The following is a 19804-nucleotide window of genomic DNA, read 5'->3' as shown; positions in this document are numbered from 1 at the left end:
ACCCTCGGCGAGCGCACCTGCCATCGACCTGACCGCACGGGTCCACCCGTGCAGTCAGGTCGATGGCAGGTGGGCGCACCTACGGTCGCGGCCATGTCGTCACGCGTGTTCCGTGCGCCCAAGGTGCCCGAGGTCTTCCTGCTGTTCTGGATCGTCAAGCTGCTCACGACCGGCATCGGGGAGGCGGGCGCCGACTTCATGGGCACGATCAGCATCCCGCTGGCGGGCCTCGTGGGCGTCGGCGGCTTCTTCGCCGCACTGCGGCTGCAGCTGCGCGCCGACACCTACCACCCGGTCCGCTACTGGGTGACGGTGCTGATGGTGGCGGTCTTCGGCACGATGATCGCGGACGGCCCGCACGTCGCGCTCGGGACGCCGTACTACGTCGACTCGGCGATCTACTTCGTGCTGCTGTGCGGGCTGCTGACCTGGTGGCAGCGCAGCGAGGGGACGCTCTCGGTGCACTCGATCACCACGTCGCGCCGGGAGCGGTTCTACTGGGGCACGGTGCTGCTGACCTTCGGTCTCGGCACCGCGGTCGGCGACACGACGGCGATCGACATGGGCCTCGGGTTCCGCTGGTCGATCCTGATCTTCGGCGCGCTGATCCTGGTGCCGTTCGTGCTGTGGCGCCTGGGGCTGAGCGCGACGATCGCGTTCTGGGCGTCGTACGTCCTGACCCGCCCGCTGGGTGCGTCGGTCGCCGACTGGCTCGGCAAGCCGCCGTCCCAGGGCGGCCTCGGCTGGGGCGACGGCACCGCCACCGCCCTGGGCCTGGGCGCCTTCGCCGTGCTCGTCGCCTACCTGGCGATCACGCACAGCGACGTCGAGGGCGCCCACGCCCACCCCGAGCTCACGACGAGGGAGTCGGACCCGGAGCCGCTGACCGACGCACCGCACCGCTGACCCGCGCCGCCCGCCCACCTGACCGGAGGTGGTTGCCGATGATCCAGCCGAAGCCGAACGCCGACAGCAGGCCGTTGCCCGAGGAGTAGCCCCCCGAGGCCGGGCCGGCGAGGCCGCACGCGGTGCCACCGCCGGCGAACAGCCCCGGCACGGGGGCGCCATCGACCAGGACTCGGCCGGTGGTGTCGACCACGACGCCGCCCTGGGTGGCGAGCACGCCGTGGGTCACCCATGCGAGGTGGTACGGCGCGGCCAGCCGCCGGCGCCCCGGGAGCGGCTCGAGCGCCTGGGCCGCAGCCTCGGGGGAGACGCCCAGCGCCCCGGCGAGCGCCGTCAGGTCCGGCAGGTCGCGGATCGCACCTGCCGTCAGGCAGTCGCGCATCATCTCGGAGTGCCGCGTGGCCGCCATCGCCTCGGCGTCCCAGACCATCGCGGCCCGCTCGCCGGGCTGCTCGCGCAGGACCGCGGCCATCGAGGAGTAGCCGTGCGCCTCCTCGTCGACGAAGCGCCGACCGTCGGTGCCGAGGAGCACCGCCCCGTTGAACTGCAGCGCGGGGGAGACCCGGGTGCCGTGGCCGACGACGACCAGGCCGCTGCGCAGGCAGGCCCCCAGGTTGCGGAACGTGGCGCCCAGCCCGGCCAGCCACGGCACCGCCGATCCGGTCGCGGTCGAGACGCCGCCGTAGAAGGGGGTCCCGAGGTCGCTGCAGTGCTCGGCCATCAGCTCCGGTGAGGCGGCGAAGCCGTCGGTGGCGAGCACCACCGCACCGGCGCGGACCCGCTGCCGTACGCCGTTCTGCTCGATGACCACCCCGGTGACGACCCCGTCCTCGACGACGAGGTCGACCGCCGGCGCCTCGTCGACGAACGCGACGTTCGGGAGCAGGTCGAGCGCAGCGCGCAGGTGCGCCATCAACCGTCCGCCGCCGAGGCGGCCGACGTCGGTGTGCAGCCGCGGCACGGACATCCCGGCCCGCGGCATGTCGACGCCGATCTCGACCGGGTAGCCGAGCTCGTCGGCGATCCACTCGACCAGGTCGGGGGCGACCTCGCACAGGGCGCGGACGACGTGGGCCCACTCGTCGTCCCCGCTGGCCGCCAGGATGTCTGCGGCGTGCTGCCCGGGGGAGTCGACGATCCCGGCCTCGCGCTGGAAGCGGGTGCCGCCGGCCGCCAGGCTGCCGCTGGAGATCGCGGCGTTGCAGCCCTCGCGCGTCGACCGCTCGAAGACCGCGACGACCAGGTCGGAGTCCTGCGCCGCTCGCAGCGCGGTCATCACCCCGCAGGCCCCGCCACCGGCGACCGCGACGTCGACCTCGAGGTCCCAGGAGTCCTCCGTGCTCATCCGAGCACCTCCGGCAGGCCGTAGAACGCGCGAGCGGCGTCGACGACCTCGCGGGCCGGCTGCGAGGAGTGGAACCCGACCCGGGTGGGGTGCAGCCCGGTCGCGGCGTGCTGGGCGGCGCGCAGCTCGGCGACCCGGACGCAGGTGCCGAGCGAGTCGAGCACCGGCACGTCGCCGACCCGGTGCACACCCTGGTCGGCGAGGAACACGTTCAGCGGGCCCTCGCCGGGGACGATGACGTTCGCACCGGCATCGATCGCCCGCCGGGCGGCCTCGCTGAACGCCGCCAGCAGCGGCTCGGGGTCGGCGTACGCCGCCATCACGTCGGTGAACCCCGCGGCCACCTGCACGATCGGGCCGACCAGCGACTCGAGCCGGTAGTGCTGCACGTTGCGGCGCAGCTGCGGGGTGAGGGCCTCGATGAAGTTCACGACCCCGACCCGGTCGCCGAGCATGCCGGCCATCAGCAACGAGGTGTGACCGAAGGCCACCACCGGGATGTCGACCAGCGACCGCACCTCCTCGTAGGCCGTGTCGGGGATCGTGGCGATCAGGAACGCGTCGTACTCCTCGTCCTGGGCGCGCAGTGCCGCCTGCACGAACTGCTCCTTGTGCAGCCCGGCGAGGTAGGCGTGCCCGATGTGGGTGCCCGGGTAGGCCGAGGGGTAGGTGCCCGGTGCCATGCCGTGCAGGTCGATCTGCGTGCCGGGCGCGGCCTGCGAGCTGAGGTGCCGGGCGAGCGCGTCGCGGTAGTGCGGCACGTCGTCGAGCACCGTGAAGCTCTGGTGCCAGATCCTCATGGGCGTGCGGCCTCCTGGCCGGCGATCCGGCCGAACGTCGCGCCGCGCAGCACCGACGTCGAGCCGGTGTAGTTGGAGTAGTAGAGCCCGGTCAGCTCCCCGGCGGCGTACAGGCCCGGGATCCGGCGGCCGTCGCGGTCGACGACCTCGGCGGCCGGCGTGGTCTTCAGCCCGCCGAACGTGAACACGTTGGCGGCCATGATCGGGTAGGCCTCGAACGGACCCTCGGAGACCGGGCGGGCCCAGTGCGACTTCGGGGGCGTGAGCCCCGTGGTCGCGAGGCCGTCGGGTGCGGCGTGGTCGAAGTCGCCGTCGCCGCAGGCGGCGTTGTACGTCGCGACCGTGTCGGCCAGCGCGTCGGCGGGGACCCCGATGCGCGCGGCGAGCTCCGCCAGCGTCGCGGCGGTCACCGGCGGCTGGTCGGTGCGGATGCCCGAGCGGAGGTTGGGGATGGCCAACGCCTGCTGGTCGAGCACCACCCACGCGACGCCCTGGGGCTGCGCCTGGATGTCGCGGGTGGTGCGCTCGTACCACGCGTCGATCGGCCCGCGGGCCTCGTCGACGAACCGGCGGCCCGCCGCGTTGACGAGGATCCCGTAGGGGAAGCAGAAGATCGCGGCCTCGGGCTCACCCGAGCGCGGGTCGACCGGCTCGGCGTGGAACAGCGCGAAGTTGCCGGCAGTCGCGGCACCCAGGGCGAGCGCCATCTCGAGCCCCTCGCCCTTGTTGTGGTTGCCGCCCCGGGCCACCGGTCGCGTGGTCAGGGCGCGGTCGCCGTGGTAGCGCGCCATCAGCTCCGCGTTGCCCTGGTAGCCGCCCGAGGCGAGCACGACCTGGCCGCGCAGCTCGACCGGGCCGGCGGGCGTCTGGGCGAGCACGCCCCGCACGCCGGCCCCGTCGGGGTCGGTCAGCAGCTGCCGGGCCGTGGTCTCGAAGCGGAGCTCGACGCCGAGACCGCGGGCCGCCTTGCCCATGGTCTCGACGATCGCGAGGCCGCCCCCGACCGGCGCCATCCGGGTGGTCGAGGTGGTGAGGAACGGCGTGGGCAGGAACTCGAAGCGCAGCCCGTGCTCGCCCATCCACGCCAGCGTCCCCGGGGCCTCGGCCGCGAACGTCGCGACGTAGTCGGGGTCCACGACGTGGTGGGCGCGGTAGAGCCCGGAGCGGCGCTCGGGCGGCAGCGCCGCGTCGCGCACGACGCTGGGGTCGGGATGGCCCATGAAGTCGTCGACGAGTGCGTCCTCGAGGCCGTCCGCGGTCTCCTCCAGCGACCGCATCCGCAAGAACGCCTCGGTGTAGCGGGTGTTGCCGCCGGTCTCGGCCTCGGTCGAGCGCTCCAGCAGCACCACGCGCGCGCCGGCCTCGGCCGCCGCGCACGCCGCGGACAGGCCGGCGACGCCGCCGCCGACCACCACGACGTCGTACTCCTCCACGGCCCTCATGCCAGGCTCCCGAGCAGCTCGTCGGCGGAGGTGACGCGTCCGAACAGCGGCAGCATGTTCTGCACGGAGAACTCGTGGAAGTCCGGCCGGAACGACGCGCACATGTCCTCGACGACCGTGACCTGCAGGCCGGCGTCGCTGGCGTGCCGGGCCGCGGACTCCACCACGAGGTTGGTCGCGACGCCGCCCAGGACGACCTCGCCGACACCCTCAGCAGCCAGCACGTGCAGCAGCGGCGTGCCGACGAACGGGTCGACGCAGCCCTTGTCCACCACCGGCTCTCCCGGCAGCGGGGCGAGCGCCTTGACGATCTGCGCCTCGGGGGAGCCGGCGAGCATCACGCCCTGGTCGGGGTAGGCGTCGAAGCGGGCGAGCCGGTTGGTGCGCAGCACGTACGTCGGGTCGAAGGCGAGCCGCACGTGCACGACCAGCCACCCGGCGGTGCGGGCGGCCTCGAGCACCCGCTCGGCGGTGGCGAGCACGTCGCGCTCGGCGACCTGGGCGGCCAGCGGAGGCATCCGCAGGTGCGGGCCCTCCTCGCACAGCGCGACCTGGTAGTCCAGGAGCAGCAGGGCCTTGCGGGTGTTCTGGGTCATCGCGTTCCTTCGGTGATGGCGTGGTGATGGCGGGTGTCGGGGACGGGTGTCACCAGGCGGACCAGCCGCCGTCGACGTAGACCACCTGACCGGTGACGTACGACGAGGCGGGCGAGGCCAGCAGCAGCAGGGGACCGTCCAGGTCGGTCTCGGGGTCGCCGAGCCGGCCGAGCATCGTGCGCCCGGAGAACCAGGCGAGCCGGTCGGGGTCGGCGCCCAGCGGTGCGGTCATCGGCGTCGGGTAGAAGACGCCGGGAGCCAGGCAGTTGACGGTGATGCCGTGCGGGCCGAGCTCGGCGGCGAGCGCCCGGGTCACGTTCGCCACGCCGGCCTTCGAGGCGTAGTAGGCCGACTCCGGCACCGGCCCGACCCGCTCGGCGTAGACGGTCGTGAGGTTCACGATCCGCCCCGACCGCTGCGGGGTCATCGCCATGCCGGCCTCGCGGCCGACCAGCCAGGTGCCGGTGAGGTTCACGCGCACCACGCGGTCGAACTCCTCGAGCGTGGTCTCGTCGTACGCCTTGCGCAGCATCACGCCCGCGGCGTTCACGACGACGTCGACCCGGCCGTGGGCGGCGACCACGGTGGCGAACAGCGTGGCGACCGACGCCTCGTCGGTCACGTCGACGTGGTGCGGGGCGCCGGCGAGGTCGGCGACCTCGACGCGTGCTCCCTGCCCGGCGAGCGCGACCGCTGCCCGGGCGCCCAGCCCGCCGGCGCCGCCGACGACCAGCGCGACCTGGCCGGTGAGGTCGAAGGGGCTCACCATGCCAGCTCGCTCGGCTCGGCGGCGGCGCGCCCGCCCGCGATGCGGCCGAAGATGCCGGCCTTGCCGATCGAGGTGCCGGTCATGTAGCCGGCGCCGTGGAACCCGCCGATCACCTCGCCCGCGGCGTAGAGCCGCTCGATCGGCTCGCCGAACACGTCCAGCACCCGCATCCGGGTGTCGACGGTGAGCCCGCAGTACGTCGCGAGCACGACGGTGCCGGAGGGGTGGGCGTAGAACGGCGGCCGGTCCAGCGGCAGCAGGTCGCCGACGCTGCTCGACAGCGCCCGGCGGCCCATCGCGTCGGGCTCGCCGTCGTGGATGCGGCGGTTGTAGTCCTCGACCGTGGCGACCAGGGAGCCCTCGGGCAGTCCGATCGCCGCCTCGAGCTCCGCCACGGTGCCGGCCCGCAGGAGCATCCCGGCGCGCTCGCGGCCCGCGAACTCGTAGATCGGCACCTCGTCGTTGCTCGCGGCCATCACCCGGGCGTCGAAGACCTGCCAGGTCGTGACGCCCGGTTGCGCCAGCGCGGCGTCCCCGATCTCCTTGTAGGGCAGCGACTCGTCGGCGAAGCGGTGGCCTTCGCGGTTGACCGCGATCGCGCCCTTGTAGACGGCGAGGATGCCGGTGCCGTCCTCGTCGGGGTGCGGGCGGTGGTAGATCCCGTAGGTGCCCTTGACGTACGGCGTGTCCACGACGCCGGCGCCGAGCTGCCAGGCCATCAGCAGCCCGTCGCCGGTGCACCCGGGACCGCCGGCGCGCAGCGCGTGCTCCATCTGCGGGGCGAACCGGGCCAGCAGCTCGGGGTCCTGGGAGAAGCCGCCGGTGGCGACGACGACCGCGTCGGCTTCGATGCGGTGCGGACCTTCGGGGCCCTCGACCTCGACGCCGACGACCCGGCCGCCCTCGCGCAGGATCCGCCGGGCGCCGGTGTCCATCACCAGCCGGGCACCGAGCCGGCCGGCCGCCCTGAGCAGCATCGTCAGCATCGCCGTGGTGTCGGTGGGGTGGGAGCGGGGCGCCGACTGCCCGGACGCGGCGTGCACCTCGCCGTACCGCACGCCGTGGGCCCGGAGCCACCGGTAGGTCTCGAGCTGGTGCTCGCAGTAGAGGTCCACCAACGCCTCGTCGTTGCGGTGCTTGCCGGTCTCGAGCAGGTCCTTGCGCAGCAGCTCGGTCGAGTCGGCGATGCCTTGCGCTGCCTGCTCGTCGGTCCCGGCGTACGCCGAGAGGCCGGCGGACCGGACGGTGGAGCCGCCGATCGCGTCGGTCTTCTCGAGCATCACGGCGTACTGCCCGGCCTCGGCGGCCGCCAGCAGCGCGGCGCACCCGGCCAGGCCGGAGCCGAGCACCAGCACGCCGACCCGGTCCGGCAGCTCGGTCTCGTAGGGGAGCCCGGGGATCACCGCACGTCTCCCGGCCGGTCGTAGTAGGCCTCGGCCGCACCGAACTCGGGCAGGTGGAACAGCTCCTGGCGCTCCCGCCAGGTCGCCATCCGGTCCGCGCGCGACGCGGTCTCACCGGCGGCGGCGAGATGGGCGAGCGCCTCGCGACCGGCGCTCAGCATCGAGCGCATCAGGTAGTTCGCGAACAGGGCCACGTCGAACCCGAGCGCGGCGTACTCCTCCATCGAGAGCTCCGGGGTCTTGCCGCCCTCGACGACGTTGACGACCAGCGGGACACCGGAGAGCTCCGTGCCGACCCGGCCCAGCTCCTCGACCGTGCGCGGGGCCTCGACGAACAGCACGTCCGCCCCAGCCTCGGCGTAGGCGTGCCCGCGCTCGATCGCGGCGTCCAGGCTCTCGGCACTGCGTGCGTCGGTGCGGGCGACGAGGACCAGCGCGTCGTCGGTGCGGGCCTCCAGTGCGGCCACGATCTTGGCCTGCATGTGCTCGGTGGGGATCAGCCGGTGGTCGTCGAAGTGGCCGCAGCGCTTGGGCATCTCCTGGTCCTCCAGCTGCAGCGCGGCCGCGCCGGCCCGCTCGAGCAACCGGACGGTCCGCATCGTCGACAGCGGGCCGCCGTACCCCGTGTCGGCGTCGACCACCACCGGCAGCCGGGTCGACTCGGTCAGTCGCGAGACGTGGTCGACGACCTCTCCCAGCGAGATCAGGCCGAGGTCGGGGACGCCGTACTGCGCGTTGGCCAGGCCGGCGCCGGTCGCGTAGACCGCGCTGAACCCGGCCTGCTCGGCCAGCCGCGCACCGAGGGCGTCGGTGACGCCGGGCAGGACGAGCGTGGCCCGCGCGGCGAGCGCGGCGCGCAGCGCGATGCGGCGCTCGTGGGCGCTCGGCATCCGGCCGACGCCGGTCAGGGCGTCGGCCCACGGCCGGTGCGCGACGGGGGGTGGGGTGGGCATGGCCCGAGGCTCGCACCGGTGTGCCGCGAAGGCCGCGGACCGCGTCCCGCTCTCCGGCACGGAGGACGGGAGATCCGGTGGGCGTGCGGGTTTCATCACCTCAGCAAGCCGACGACGACCAGGAGTGACGAATGAGCGAGCTGACCGACGAGGGCACCAGCCGGTACGTGCAGACCAAGAGCTGGAAGCTGCACTACAGCGAGGCCGGCGAGGGCCACCCGGTGATCCTGCTGCACGGCAGCGGCGCCGGCGCCACGGGCTGGAGCAACTTCCGGCCCAACCTCGGCCCGCTCTCGGAGCGGTTCCGGGCGATCGCCTGGGACGCCCCGGGCTGGGGCAGGTCGGACTCCGCCCCGTCGGACCAGTACGACCACCCCGAGGCCGTCATCGAGCTGATGGACGAGCTGGGCATCGAGAAGGCCGCACTCGTCGGCAACTCGATGGGCGGCATGATCGCCCTCGCCGTGGCGGCGCGGCACCCCGAACGGGTCTCGCACCTGATCACGATGGGCCCCGGCAGCTTCTTGGAGCTGCCCACGCTGTTCGGCCCGGGCGACGGGCCCAGCGAGGGCCTGAAGATCCTCTTCGAGGGCTACCGCAACCCGACCCCCGAGGTGATGAAGAGGCTCGTCGACATCATGGCGTTCTCCCCGGAGTTCGCCACCGACGAGCTGGCCAAGCTGCGCTCGGACGCCGCTCTCTCGCGCCCCGACCACCTGGAGAACTTCCTCAAGGGCATGGCCGCGGGCCGCGGACCGGTCTCCAGCCCGGCCACGCCTGCGGAGGTGCGCTCGATCACCGCGCCGTCGCTGCTGATCCACGGGCGGGACGACCGCGTCGTGCACTTCGAGCACTCCATGCGCCTGGTGTCGATGATCGACAACTCCCGCTTGGTGCTGCTCAACCGCTGCGGCCACTGGGCGCAGATCGAGCACGCCGACGAGTTCAACCGGCTCGTGGCCGACTTCGTCGCGAACAACTGAGGGGAACGACGTCATGCACCCCGACGAGAACCCAGTGCTGAGCCGGGTCGAGGAGGCCGCCGAGGTCTTCCGGTCCACCGCCGCCGAGAGCGAGGAGCTGGGCCGGCTGAGCGACGTCTCTGCCAAGCAGCTGCGCGACAGCGGCGTGATCCGGATGCTCCAGCCGCGGGAGTACGGCGGCTACGAGGCGCACCCGGTCGAGTTCTTCGAGACCGTCCTGCGGGTCGGGTCGCTGTGCGGCTCCGCGGGCTGGGTCGCCGGCGTGGTCGGTGTCCACCCGTGGCAGCTGGGCCAGTGGGACAAGCGGCTCCAGGAGGAGCTGTGGGGCGGGGACCCCGACACGTGGATCGCCTCGCCGTATGCCCCGATCGGCCGGGCCCGCAAGGTCGAGGGTGGCTACCGGTTCAGCGGCCGGTGGCCGTTCTCCTCCGGCACCGACCACTGCGACTGGATCATCCTCGGCGGCCTGATGGTCGACGACGACGGCACCGTCATCGACTCGACGCCGTGGAACTTCGTGCTCCCGCGCGCGGACTACGAGATCCACCACGACTCCTGGGACGTGCTGGGCCTGCGGGGCTCCGGCAGCAAGGACGTGTCGGTCCGCGATGCGTTCGTCCCCGACTACCGGGTCAACAAGCCGACGAACTTCGAGGACGGCTACCAGGCCGGGCTGGTCGGCCGGGACGCGGCGACCTACCAGGTGCCGTTCGGCACGATCTTCCCCGCGGCGATCAACTGCGCGACGCTCGCGATGGCCGAGGGCGCTCTGGCGGCGTTCGTCGACTACACCCGGCAGCGGGTCACCGGGCGCGGGCCGAAGGCGATCTCCGACCCGGTGCAGCTGATCGCGCTGGGCGAGGCCGCGGCCGACATCCATGCCAGCCGGGTGCAGTTCCTCGACGACTGGTCGCGGTTGATGGACGTCGTCGAGGCAGGGAGGCGGATCACCCGCGAGCAGCGGATCGCGCTGCGGCGCAACGGCGTGCGCGCCGTACGCCGCTCGGTCGACGCGGTCGACCGGCTGTTCATGAACGCCGGGGGTGGAGCGTTGCAGCACGACCAGCCGCTGCAGCGCTTCTGGCGCGACCTGCACGCCGGGATGAACCACATGTGCAACGTCGCCCCCCCGCTCTACCAGGCCTACGGACACGACCTGTTCGGGCTCGAGGTCGAACCGTTCGGGTGGTGACCGGGCGGGCGGGAGCGTCCGACGCGGCGACCGGGTCCCGAGGCGCCGGCGTCCCCACCGGGCGTGCGCCCGCCGGCGCCTACCAGGTGCTCGCGGTCGTGTTCCTCGCGACCGTGGTGATCTCGCTGAGCTCGACGATGCTGGCGATCGCGCTGCCGAGCATCGCGGCGGACCTGGACGCGAGCGCGTCCGGCACCGGGTGGGCGCTCACGGCGTACCTCCTGACGAACACTGCCTCGATGCTGCTCATGGGGCAGGTGGCCGACGCCGCCGACCCGCGCCGGATGTTCCTCGGCGGTCTCGGGGTCTTCACGCTCACCAGTGCGGGGCTCGCGCTGGTCGACGGGGTCGCGGAGCTGGTCGCGCTGAGGGCGCTCCAGGGTGTGGGCGCCGCGATGCTGCTGTGCAACGCGGTCTCGGTCCTGGTCACCGTCTTCCCGGGCCGGCTGCTCGGCCGGGCGATGGGCGTCTACCTCGCGGGGTTCTCGATCGCCCAGGTCGCCGGACCCTCGGCCGGCGGGCTCGTCGCGGCCACCGTGGGGTGGCGCTACCTGTTCCTGTGCTGCGTGCCGATCTGCCTGGTCGCGCTCGCCTGGGCGCACCGCGCGCTGGGCCGGCTCCCCGCGCGGCCGCGCCAGCGGCTGCGCATCGACGTGCCCGGCAACCTGACGGCCGCCGCCCTGCTGGTGCTGCTGATCGGGGCGATCACCCTCGCGCCCGACCGCGGGTGGTCCGACCCGTGGGTCCTGTCCGGGCTGCTCGGCGGGTGCCTGCTGGTGCCGGTGCTGTGGCGGGTGCTGGTGCGGTCGGACCATCCGGTGCTCGACCCGGCGCTCCTGCGCGACCCGGTGTTCGCGCGTGGCCTGCTCGCCGGCTTCCTGGTGTCCTCGCCCCGGCTCGGCATGGTGGTCGCCGGCGGGCTGTACTTCCAGGGCCTGCGCGGCGCCACCGCGCTCCAGGCCGCCGGGCACGTCACGGTGGCCGCGGCCGGCCTCACCGCCGGAGCGCTGGTCGCCGACGTCCTCGCACGGGAGTACGGCGCGCGCCGGGTGAGCCTGGTCGCCGCCGCGGTCTCCGTGTCGGGACTGCTGGTGCTGGTGCGCGCCGTCGACCCGGGGCCGGCGGGCCCCTCCGACGGGCTGTTCACCGCCGGGCTGCTGCTGGTGGGCCTCGGCACCGGGGTCTTCCACCCGATCAACGTCAGCGGCCTCATGCGCGGCGTCCCCGCCGACCGGGCCGGGTCGGTCAACGCCGTCCGGGTGACGCTGCAGAGCACGAGCCTGGCGCTCGCCTCGGCGATGTCGGTCGCGCTGGCGGTCGCGTTCGTCGGACCGGCCGCGGCCGCGTCGTTCCTCTCCGGGGACCCGGGCGCGCTCAGCCCCGCGGACGTCGACGGGATCGTGCTCGGCCACCAGGTGCTGTTCGGGATGTTCGCGGTGCTGGTCGTCGCCGGGGCCGCCGTCACGTGCGTCAGGCCGCGCGGCCCCGGCCCCGGCCCTGGCCCCGGTCAGCCCCGGTAGTCGCGGGAGATCGCCTCCGCCGTACGCCGCACCTCGGCCGCCGCCGTCATCGGGTTGAAGCGGGTGGCGGGTCCCGAGACCGACACCGCGGCCACCGCGCGGCCGTCGCGGCCCAGGATCGGGGCGGCGGCGCAGACCAGGCCGAGCTGGATCTCCTCGCGGTCGAAGGCGATGCCCTCGGCGCGGATCCGGGAGAGCTCCTTGAGGAAGCGTGCCGGGTCGGCGACCGAGTAGCGGGTCCGGCGGACCAGGCCGCCCTCGAGGACCGTGCGGATCGCCTCGCGGTCGCTGAACGCCAGCATCGCCTTGCCCAGCGCCGAGCAGCCCGCCGGCATCCGGCCGCCCACGGCGCTGGCGACCTGCACCGTGTCGTGGCCGTGGATCTTCTCCAGGTAGACCACCTCGGTGCCCTCGAGCACCGCCAGGTTGACCAGCCGCTGGGTTTTGACCACCAGCACGCCCAGGTGCGGGGCGGCGGTCTCGCGCAGCCCGTCGGGGCGGCAGAGCGGGACGCTGTTGCCCAGCTCGAAGAGGTGCCGGCCCAGGCAGTAGTCCCGGCCGATCCGCTCGACGTACCCACCCTGCTCGAGGTGGGTCAGCAGCCGGAACGCGGTCGACTTCGGGACCCCCGCACGCCGCGCGATCTCGCTCACCCCCAGCGTGGGCCCGGCGTCGCGGAACGCGTCGAGCAGCTGCAGGGCCTTCATCACCGAGGGCATCACCGGCGGGGGTGCCTGCTGGTCGGACTCGCCCTGGTGCTGGGTCGAGGCCTCGGGCATCAGCGTGCTGGTCATGCGTCCTCCTGCGAGCGGGCCTGTGACCGCGGTCACGGGCTGTGGTGCGCATCACTGTAACGATCGATACAGGGAAAGCCAATAGTTGACGGTGAAATCTCCTGTGCCCGCTTGAGAGGGCTCGTCTTTGCGTATCGATCACTCCACGAAGACCGCGCCCTGCTGCGGGCGCGGACGCGGGCTCGCCCCCGGCCGGGGGTGGGCTATCCACCGCGTGGTGGGCCGGCGAGGTGGATGAGCCACCGCCCGCCCGGGGTCGGCCGGGGTCGGCCGGGGTCAGCCGGCGGCGGGGGAGGGCGCGACCCGGGCGGCCGCGTCGAGCATGGCGACCAGCAGCTCGGTGAAGAGCTCGACGTCCCAGGTGGGCTCATCGAGCTGGTAGGAGAAGAACAACCCGTCGGAGAGAGCCATCGTCAGCAACGCCATCGCTTCCGGCGTGCCGGGTACGGCGCCGTCGCCCAGCACCAGGGCGTACCAGTGCTCCTGGACCATCCGCGCCTGCCGGCGTACGGCGACGAAGCGGGCGCGCGCGGCGGGCGGGTCGGTCCGCCGGAGCAGCAGCAGCATGTGACCGATCCGGAGGAACAGTGGTCGCTCGGCCAGGCTGCGCAGGCTCACCGTGAAGTGGTCGCGGAGCTGGTCCTGCCACCGACTGCCGGGGGCGGGCGGGAGCCAGGCCGGCTGGGCGACGTACCACTCCTGGTAGGAGTGCTCGATCGCCGAGGCGATCAGGTCGTCCTTGTCCTTGAAGTGCCAGTAGAGCGAGCTCGCGGGCAGCCCGGCACGCTTGCAGATCCGCGAGATCGAGGCGCCGTCGTAGCCGCTCTCGGCGGCCACGTCGGCCGCGGCGCGCAGGAGCCGCTCGCGACCGGAGTCCGGCTCGGCGACCACCAGGCGCACCGGTGGGATCCGGCGGCCGTTGCGCTGCGGGGATTCGTCGCCCGAGACGAGGAGCCGTGCCGCGGCCGCGAGGCCGTGCGCGAGCACCCGCAGCAGCGGCGTGAGGTCCTCCTGCTCGTCGGACTGGTGGGCGAGGAAGAGGCCGTCACTGCTCGCGATGGTCAGCAGTGCGAGCGTCTGCGCGTGCCGTCCGCCCGGACCGGCGTCGTCGCCGAGGGCGCGGGCCCACCACTCGGCCAGCCGGGCCAGTGCCTGGGCGCGGACACCCAGGAACCGCTCGCGCGGGGCGGTGCCGACCGCGGGGCCGGTCTCCAGGGCCAGCAGCAGCCCCATCCGCCAGAAGTCGGACTCCCGGTCGAGCCCGTTCGCGGTCGCGACCAGCTGGGCCAGCACCTCCTCCTCCAACGGGCGGGAGAGGTCGAGGTCGAGCCACCGCGGCTGGTCGTCGGCGAAGCGCCGGTAGCCGTGGTCGAGGGCGTCGGCGAGCAGGTCGTCCTTGTTGCGGAAGTGCCAGTAGACCGAGCTGGCCGGCAGCCCGCTCGCCTTCGTGACCTGCGCCATGGTGGTGCCGACGTAGCCACGCTCCCCGGCGATCCTGAGCGTCGCGTCCAGGATCGTCCGTCGGGACGCCTCGCCCTGCGAGTGCTGACGGGTCGTCTTGCGTGCCATGGCTCCGCTCCGGATCGGGTGTGCCGCGCACCGGCGGCTCGAGTCTAGTGACGCGCTAGGAGGTGGCGGCCGCGGTCGAGCCGTGCCGGTGACCGGCGGTGCTCTCGCGGCTGAGCTCGGGGGCGATGACGAGCACGAGCGTGACCAGGGCCCCGACGCCGGCGGCGGCCATCGTCAGCCCCATCAGCGGCCCCGAGACGCCGCCGAGCGAGACCAGGGGCGGTACGGCGGCGCCGAGCAGGAACTGGCTGGCACCCAGGAGGGCGGCGGCGGCACCCGCGTCGGCGGCGTGCGGCACGAGCGCGAGAGCGGTGCTGTTGCCGAACGACATGCCCAGGCCGGCGAGCACCAGCCACAGCGGCAGCGCCACGAGGGTGAGCGGGGCCTCGACCAGGAGCAGGGCGGCGAGCGCGATGGTGGCACCCGACACCACGATCAGGCCGCGCCGGAGGAGCACTGCCGGGCCGAGGCGGCCGACCAGGCGGGCGCTCACCTGGCTGCCGACGATCATGCCGGCGGCGTTGGCGCCGAAGACCCAGGCGTACGCGACCGGGCCGAGGTCGTAGGTGCCGCGCAGCACGAACGAGCTCATCGAGATGTACGCGAACAGCACGACGCCCAGCAGCGCGCTCAGCGCCAGGAAGCCCCGGAACCGGCGCTGGGCGAGCAGGCCGCGCAACGCCCGCTCGCGGACCGGCGACGCCGAGCGCACCCCGGTCGGCCGGGTCTCGTGCAGCACCAGCCAGCACGCCGCGAGGAGGAGCAGGCCGACCACGCCGAGGAACACGAAGATGCCGCGCCAGTCGGTGAGCGCCAGCAGCTGGCCCCCGAGCAGCGGGCCGACCACCGGGGCCAGGCCCATCACCAGCATCAGCTCGGAGAACACCTTGGCGGCGCGCGCCCCGTCGTACACGTCGCGCACGATCGCCCGGGCCACGACCATCGCGGCCGCGCCGGCCAGGCCCTGCACCAGGCGCAGGGCGAGCAGCACCCACACGTCGGTCGCCACCGCGCACAGGAACGACGTGACCGCCAGCACCAGCACGCCCCAGCGCAGCGGGCGCATCCGGCCGATCCGGTCGCTGAGCGGGCCGGCGACCAGCTGGCCCAGGGCCAGGCCGACCAGGCACACCGACATCGTCAGCTGGGCGAGCGCGTCGGACGTCCCGAGCGAGCGGGCGAGGTCCGGCAGGCCCGGGAGGTAGAGGTCGGTGACCAGGGGTGCCACCGCGGTGAGCGCGCCCAGGGTCACCAGCACGGCGCGGGACAGCTCGCCGGGGACCTGGGAGGGGTGCGGGCAGGGGTGGGGCTCGGTCACCGCCGCATCCTGGCGGGCCGAGGGCGCGGCGTACGACGGCTCCGTGCCTGTCCGCGGCACGCCGCAGGCTCGGCCGCGCGCGTGCGGGCCGGCCGGTCCGCAGAGCGGCACACGTCGCTGTGTGACGCCCACCACGAGAAGTCATGGTCGGCAGGTCTCGGCTCCATCCAGCGGCCGACCGGCCGACGGCAGGCAAAGGAAGACCCATGTCATCTCATCGTCAGACCGCCCGGCGGACTGCGGCGCTCGTCGCGACCGCAGCCCTCGTGAGCATGCTCGGTGCCTGCGCGCAGGACACCGTCAAGGCGGCGGCCGACACCCCCGGCAACGCCCAGGACAGCGCGGCCGGCATCGCGCAGGCCAAGGAGGCCGTGGCCGGGTGGCGTGACGCCATCACCGAGTACCCCGCGGAGCCGGCGCTCTCCACGACCCCGGACCTGGCCGGCAAGAAGATCACCGTGATCCCGCTCGGTGACCAGATCCCGGTGATCCACGGCGTCGCCGTCGGCATCCAGGACGCGATGAAGGCCGTGGGCGCCACCGCCACGATCTGCGACGGCAAGTTCACGCCGACCGCGGTGGCCGACTGCCTCAAGCAGGCCGGTGACCAGGGCGCGGACGCGGTCGTGTCGCTGTTCATCGACTATGCGATGGCGGGGACCGCCTTCGACGCGCTTGCCGCCAAGGGCGTCCCCGTGCTGGTCGGCGGGGTCGCGCCGAGCGGCGGCCGTGAGGCGGACGGCACGCTCGCCTTCTACGACAACACCGGACGGGTCGGGAAGCTCTACGACGCCATGTCGATGTCGGCGCTCGCCCAGGGCGGCACGGACACCAACGCGCTCTGGCTGCGGTTGATGGACTCCTCCACGACCCGCGACGCCAGCGACCAGGGCGTGGCGACGTTCAAGAAGCTCTGCCCCTCGTGCGGGATCGCGACCGCGGACTTCACGACCGCCAACCTCGACAAGCTGCCGTCCGCGGTCAGCGCCGCGATGGTGGCCCACCCCGACACCAACGCCCTGATCGTCCCGGTCGACAGCTTCGTGCCCCCGGCGATGCAGGGCCTGCAGAGCTCCGGCAAGGCCGACCAGGTCAAGGTGTTCTCCTCCAGCTCGGACCTCGCGGGTCTGCAGCGGGTCGCCGCCGGTCAGCAGGCCTCCGACCTGGGTACCCCGGTGATCTACGAGGGCTGGAAGTACGCCAACGGCCTGATGCAGCTCCTCGCGGGCGACCCGGTCGAGCCGGCCGACGCGATGGTCACCCGGGACTTCACCGCGGACAACGTCGGTGACCTGGACCTGACCGACCAGGCCTACTTCACGCCCGACTGGTTCGGTGACGACAGCTTCAAGGACGCCTTCCTGCAGGCGTGGGGCGTGAGCTGACGATGGGCACCGCTCCTCGGCTGGAGGCCCGTGGCGCCAGCAAGACCTTCGGCCCGGCCAGGGTGCTGCACGACGCCCACCTGGTCGTCCAGCCCGGGGAGATCCACTCCCTCGTGGGACAGAACGGGTCGGGCAAGTCGACGCTGGTGAAGATCCTCACCGGCTACCACGCGCCCGACAGCGGGATGACGCTCGAGGTGGACGGGCAGCCGCTGGCGCTGCCCGTCCAGTGGCGCGCCGCCCAGGCGGCGGGGGTGTCGGTCGTGCACCAGGACGTGGGCCTCCTCGACCACCTGACGGTCAGCGAGAACGTCGGCGTGGGCGGCTTCGTCCGCTCCCGTTTCACCGGCCGCATCGACTGGCGCCGCCAGGACGAGCTGGTCGCGGAGATCCTGGGCCGCCTGGAGATCCCGGTGCACCCCCGCACGCTGGTGGGCGAGCTGGCCCCCGCGCACCGCGCCGGCGTCGCGATCGCCCGGGCGATGCGGGCGACCGTGCCGGGGCAGGGGCTGATGATCCTCGACGAGGCGACCCGGGCACTGCCCCGCGAGGACCTCGCCCGGATGCACGACCTGCTCGCCCGCGTCGTTGCGACCGGTACGGCGGTGCTGATGGTCAGCCACAACCTCGAGGAGGTCCTGACCGTCAGCGAACGGGTGACGGTCCTGCGTGACGGGCGGGTGACCGGTGCCGGGCTGCCGACCGCCGAGCTGAGCGAGGCCGACCTGGCCCGGCTGATGCTCGGCACGACCGTCGACGCCGTGACGCGCGCCCCGTCGCCGTACTCCGCGGGCGACCCGCCAGCGGCGGTCGTCGAGGGGGTCGAGGTGGACGGCCGTCCGCTGTCGATCACGATCCGGCGCGGCGAGGTGGTGGGCCTGACGGGTCTGCCCGGCACCGGCTTCGAGAAGCTGCCCTACCTCCTGGCGGGTGCGGCCCGCTCCACCTCGGGGACGGTCACCACCCCCACCGGCCGGGTCGACCTGGCCCGGGCCGGGGTGGCGGACGCGTTGCGGGCGGGCATCGCGCTGGTGCCCGAACGGCGCGTCCGAGACGGTGTCGCCCTCGAGCACAGCGTCCGCGACAACCTGGCCCTGCCGAGCGTGCGGCGCCGCGGCCGGCCGTGGCTGGTGCGCCGGGACTGGCAGGAGCAGCTCACCGCCGACTGGGTCGCGCGGCTGCGGATCAAGGTGCGTTCCGGCGACGACCTGGTCAAGGAGCTCAGCGGCGGCAACCAGCAGAAGGTGCTGTTCGCGAAGTGGCTCTCCACCGACCCCGACCTGCTCGTGCTGCACGAGCCGACCCAGGCCGTCGACGTGGGCGCCCGCGCCGACCTGCTGCTCGCCATCGGCGACGCGGCCGCGGCCGGCCGCGGGGTGCTGCTGGTGAGCACCGAGCCCACCGACCTGGTCGAGATCTGCGACCGGGTGCTCGTGCTCCATCCCGGCGTCGAGCCACGGGAGATGCGCACCGACGACCCCGACGCCCTCCTCGAGGCGATCTACTCCGTTCCCACGACCACAGGAGCACTCCATGCCTGAGACCACCGCGGCCGAGACCGCTGTCGACCAGCTCGTCAGCGACGACGAGACCTCTCGACGGCTCGTCGCCGACAGCGGCACCGTCGTGATCGCGCCCGCCCAGGGGGAGTCCCCGCGTCTGGGACGGGCTGGCGGCATGCTGCGCACGGCCGCCTCGAAGTACGCGCTCATCGGCGTGTGGGCGCTGATGGCGCTCTACTTCTACACGCAGGTGCCCGACACGTTCGGCACCAGCGGCACCTTCTCCTCGATCTTCGGATCCCAGCAGGTGCTGGTGTTCCTGGCCATGTCGGCGCTCGTCACGCTGGCGGTGGGGGAGTTCGACCTCTCCGTCGCGGCGATGATGGGGATCACCGCCACGGTGATCCCGGTGCTGGCCGGCGTGCACGGCATGAACATCGTGCTGGCGTGCGTGATCGGGGTCGGTGCGGCGGTGCTCGCCGGCGTGGTCAACGGGTTCTTCGTGGTCGTGCTCGACGTGTCGTCGTTCGTCGTCACGCTCGGCATGGCCACGCTGCTCACCGGCGTCGCGCAGCTCGCGTCCGGGTCCACGATCGTCTCGGTCAACAGTCCCCGGCTGGCGAAGATCGCCATCGGTGACGTGCTCGGCATGCCGGTGTCGTTCTGGTACGGCATCGCGCTCGCGCTCGTGATCGCCTACGTCCTCGCATGGACCCCCTTGGGGCGCGCGATCGTGTTCGTCGGTGCCAACGCCGAGGTGGCCCGCCTGGCTGGCATCCGGGTGCAGCGGGTCCGCTTCGGTGCGTACGTCGTCGCGGGTCTGCTCGCCGGCCTGGCCGGGTTGATCCTGGTGGCCACCGTCGGTGGCTTCGACTCCTCGACCTCCAACAGCTACCTGCTGCCCGCGCTGGCCGCGGTCTTCCTCGGCACGGCCGTGGTGCAGCCGGGTGCGTTCAACCCGATCGGGACCATGGTGGCGATCTACTTCCTCACCACCGGCATCTTCGGGTTGCAGCTGCTGGGTTACGCCGGCTGGATCCAGAACGTCTTCTACGGCGGTGGACTCGTGATCGCCGTCGCGCTGGCCAAGGTGGTTCGCGACCGCTCCCGGGCGCGCTGACCGACCCTGTCGCCGACCCCGCCGCGGATCCGGCGGTCGGCCCGACCGCCACCCGATCCCCCCGGGCCGATCGCCGGGCCACGCGTGCCGGGGACCGGCACGCCGCGGTGGTGGCGCAGGTCACATCGTCCTTACCGTCGCCGTAGTGATCGCTACAGGCGTCCGACTCGCGGCTCCCGCCGCACCCAGAGATCCAGAGATGAGGAA

General features: G+C 73.5%; 17 protein-coding genes. 7 read left to right on the top strand and 10 right to left on the bottom strand.

What is annotated here, in order from left to right; translation table 11 throughout:
• The first annotated feature begins 93 nt into the window (after positions 1-93).
• On the top strand, positions 94-906 hold the full coding sequence (locus AC3ANS_RS18215; RefSeq protein ID WP_488292991.1) for a COG4705 family protein: 813 nt from the start codon (positions 94-96) through the stop codon (positions 904-906).
• Here the strand turns inward: AC3ANS_RS18215 and AC3ANS_RS18210 are convergent.
• From AC3ANS_RS18210 to AC3ANS_RS18180, 7 genes are read right to left on the bottom strand one after another with little or no spacing between them, the layout of a single operon-like run.
• On the bottom strand, positions 854-2251 hold the full coding sequence (locus AC3ANS_RS18210; RefSeq protein WP_488292990.1) for an FAD-dependent oxidoreductase: 1398 nt from the start codon (positions 2249-2251) through the stop codon (positions 854-856). The genes AC3ANS_RS18215 and AC3ANS_RS18210 overlap by 53 nt on opposite strands.
• Complete coding sequence (locus AC3ANS_RS18205) at positions 2248-3051, bottom strand: aspartate/glutamate racemase family protein (RefSeq protein ID WP_488292989.1); 804 nt, start codon at positions 3049-3051, stop codon at positions 2248-2250. The genes AC3ANS_RS18210 and AC3ANS_RS18205 overlap by 4 nt, the downstream gene beginning before the upstream one ends.
• Positions 3048-4493 (bottom strand): FAD-dependent oxidoreductase, encoded by a 1446-nt coding sequence (locus AC3ANS_RS18200; protein ID WP_488292988.1) that lies wholly within the window; start codon positions 4491-4493, stop codon positions 3048-3050. The genes AC3ANS_RS18205 and AC3ANS_RS18200 overlap by 4 nt, the downstream gene beginning before the upstream one ends.
• Positions 4490-5089, bottom strand: coding sequence for a cysteine hydrolase family protein (locus AC3ANS_RS18195; RefSeq protein ID WP_488292987.1), 600 nt, complete (start codon positions 5087-5089; stop codon positions 4490-4492). Before AC3ANS_RS18195 ends, AC3ANS_RS18200 begins: the two co-directional genes overlap by 4 nt.
• Before the next feature lie 49 nt (positions 5090-5138).
• Complete coding sequence (locus AC3ANS_RS18190) at positions 5139-5858, bottom strand: SDR family NAD(P)-dependent oxidoreductase (protein ID WP_488292986.1); 720 nt, start codon at positions 5856-5858, stop codon at positions 5139-5141.
• On the bottom strand, positions 5852-7261 hold the full coding sequence (locus tag AC3ANS_RS18185) for an FAD-dependent oxidoreductase (RefSeq protein WP_488292985.1): 1410 nt from the start codon (positions 7259-7261) through the stop codon (positions 5852-5854). The genes AC3ANS_RS18190 and AC3ANS_RS18185 overlap by 7 nt, the downstream gene beginning before the upstream one ends.
• Positions 7258-8214, bottom strand: a complete 957-nt coding sequence (locus AC3ANS_RS18180; protein WP_488292984.1) for an isocitrate lyase/PEP mutase family protein — start codon at positions 8212-8214, stop codon at positions 7258-7260. Before AC3ANS_RS18180 ends, AC3ANS_RS18185 begins: the two co-directional genes overlap by 4 nt.
• A 131-nt stretch (positions 8215-8345) precedes the next feature.
• Between AC3ANS_RS18180 and AC3ANS_RS18175 the strand changes: the two genes are divergently transcribed.
• Genes AC3ANS_RS18175 through AC3ANS_RS18165 form a run of 3 tightly spaced genes read left to right on the top strand, consistent with a single transcriptional unit; the run spans position 8346 to position 11909 of the window.
• The gene (locus tag AC3ANS_RS18175) at positions 8346-9197 is read left to right on the top strand and encodes an alpha/beta fold hydrolase (RefSeq protein WP_488292983.1); all 852 of its coding nucleotides are present in this window, start codon (positions 8346-8348) and stop codon (positions 9195-9197) included.
• Positions 9198-9210: 13 nt separating this feature from the next.
• The gene (locus tag AC3ANS_RS18170; protein ID WP_488292982.1) at positions 9211-10389 is read left to right on the top strand and encodes an acyl-CoA dehydrogenase family protein; all 1179 of its coding nucleotides are present in this window, start codon (positions 9211-9213) and stop codon (positions 10387-10389) included.
• A complete protein-coding gene (locus tag AC3ANS_RS18165; RefSeq protein WP_488292981.1) occupies positions 10386-11909 on the top strand; it encodes an MFS transporter in 1524 nt (507 codons plus the stop codon). Before AC3ANS_RS18170 ends, AC3ANS_RS18165 begins: the two co-directional genes overlap by 4 nt.
• Here the strand turns inward: AC3ANS_RS18165 and AC3ANS_RS18160 are convergent.
• From AC3ANS_RS18160 to AC3ANS_RS18150, 3 genes are all read right to left on the bottom strand, one after another.
• The gene (locus tag AC3ANS_RS18160) at positions 11897-12703 is read right to left on the bottom strand and encodes an IclR family transcriptional regulator (protein WP_488292980.1); all 807 of its coding nucleotides are present in this window, start codon (positions 12701-12703) and stop codon (positions 11897-11899) included. The two genes, AC3ANS_RS18165 and AC3ANS_RS18160, sit on opposite strands and share 13 nt — an antisense overlap.
• Before the next feature lie 276 nt (positions 12704-12979).
• The gene (locus AC3ANS_RS18155; RefSeq protein WP_488292979.1) at positions 12980-14272 is read right to left on the bottom strand and encodes a TetR/AcrR family transcriptional regulator; all 1293 of its coding nucleotides are present in this window, start codon (positions 14270-14272) and stop codon (positions 12980-12982) included.
• Between the two features lie 55 nt (positions 14273-14327).
• Positions 14328-15590, bottom strand: coding sequence for a multidrug effflux MFS transporter (locus tag AC3ANS_RS18150; RefSeq protein ID WP_488292978.1), 1263 nt, complete (start codon positions 15588-15590; stop codon positions 14328-14330).
• Between the two features lie 206 nt (positions 15591-15796).
• Here AC3ANS_RS18150 and AC3ANS_RS18145 point away from each other — a divergent pair, with 206 nt between their 5' ends.
• From AC3ANS_RS18145 to AC3ANS_RS18135, 3 genes are read left to right on the top strand one after another with little or no spacing between them, the layout of a single operon-like run.
• Positions 15797-16975 carry a sugar ABC transporter substrate-binding protein gene (locus AC3ANS_RS18145; protein WP_488292977.1) on the top strand — a complete coding sequence of 393 codons (1179 nt, stop codon included), beginning with the start codon at positions 15797-15799 and terminating at the stop codon, positions 16973-16975.
• Positions 16960-18516: a sugar ABC transporter ATP-binding protein gene (locus tag AC3ANS_RS18140; protein WP_488292976.1), complete on the top strand. Its 1557-nt coding sequence runs from the start codon at positions 16960-16962 to the stop codon at positions 18514-18516. Before AC3ANS_RS18145 ends, AC3ANS_RS18140 begins: the two co-directional genes overlap by 16 nt.
• Positions 18509-19597: an ABC transporter permease gene (locus AC3ANS_RS18135; protein ID WP_488292975.1), complete on the top strand. Its 1089-nt coding sequence runs from the start codon at positions 18509-18511 to the stop codon at positions 19595-19597. Before AC3ANS_RS18140 ends, AC3ANS_RS18135 begins: the two co-directional genes overlap by 8 nt.
• Positions 19598-19804: the final 207 nt, after the last annotated feature.

The sequence above is a fragment of the Nocardia sp. 149-1B genome (assembly GCF_057747975.1).
Note: the sequence above shows the minus strand (reverse complement) of the source record. Positions and strands in the feature narration are given on the sequence as shown.

Bases quoted from the DNA above. Each gene is read 5' to 3' on its own strand.
- AC3ANS_RS18215 (WP_488292991.1), top strand. From the start codon at position 94: ATGTCGTCACGCGTGTTCCGTGCGCCCAAGGTGCCCGAGGTCTTCCTG.
- AC3ANS_RS18210 (WP_488292990.1), bottom strand. From the start codon at position 2,251: ATGAGCACGGAGGACTCCTGGGACCTCGAGGTCGACGTCGCGGTCGCC.
- AC3ANS_RS18205 (WP_488292989.1), bottom strand. From the start codon at position 3,051: ATGAGGATCTGGCACCAGAGCTTCACGGTGCTCGACGACGTGCCGCAC.
- AC3ANS_RS18200 (WP_488292988.1), bottom strand. From the start codon at position 4,493: ATGAGGGCCGTGGAGGAGTACGACGTCGTGGTGGTCGGCGGCGGCGTC.
- AC3ANS_RS18195 (WP_488292987.1), bottom strand. From the start codon at position 5,089: ATGACCCAGAACACCCGCAAGGCCCTGCTGCTCCTGGACTACCAGGTC.
- AC3ANS_RS18190 (WP_488292986.1), bottom strand. From the start codon at position 5,858: ATGGTGAGCCCCTTCGACCTCACCGGCCAGGTCGCGCTGGTCGTCGGC.
- AC3ANS_RS18180 (WP_488292984.1), bottom strand. From the start codon at position 8,214: ATGCCCACCCCACCCCCCGTCGCGCACCGGCCGTGGGCCGACGCCCTG.
- AC3ANS_RS18175 (WP_488292983.1), top strand. From the start codon at position 8,346: ATGAGCGAGCTGACCGACGAGGGCACCAGCCGGTACGTGCAGACCAAG.
- AC3ANS_RS18170 (WP_488292982.1), top strand. From the start codon at position 9,211: ATGCACCCCGACGAGAACCCAGTGCTGAGCCGGGTCGAGGAGGCCGCC.
- AC3ANS_RS18160 (WP_488292980.1), bottom strand. From the start codon at position 12,703: ATGACCAGCACGCTGATGCCCGAGGCCTCGACCCAGCACCAGGGCGAG.
- AC3ANS_RS18155 (WP_488292979.1), bottom strand. From the start codon at position 14,272: ATGGCACGCAAGACGACCCGTCAGCACTCGCAGGGCGAGGCGTCCCGA.
- AC3ANS_RS18145 (WP_488292977.1), top strand. From the start codon at position 15,797: ATGTCATCTCATCGTCAGACCGCCCGGCGGACTGCGGCGCTCGTCGCG.
- AC3ANS_RS18135 (WP_488292975.1), top strand. From the start codon at position 18,509: ATGCCTGAGACCACCGCGGCCGAGACCGCTGTCGACCAGCTCGTCAGC.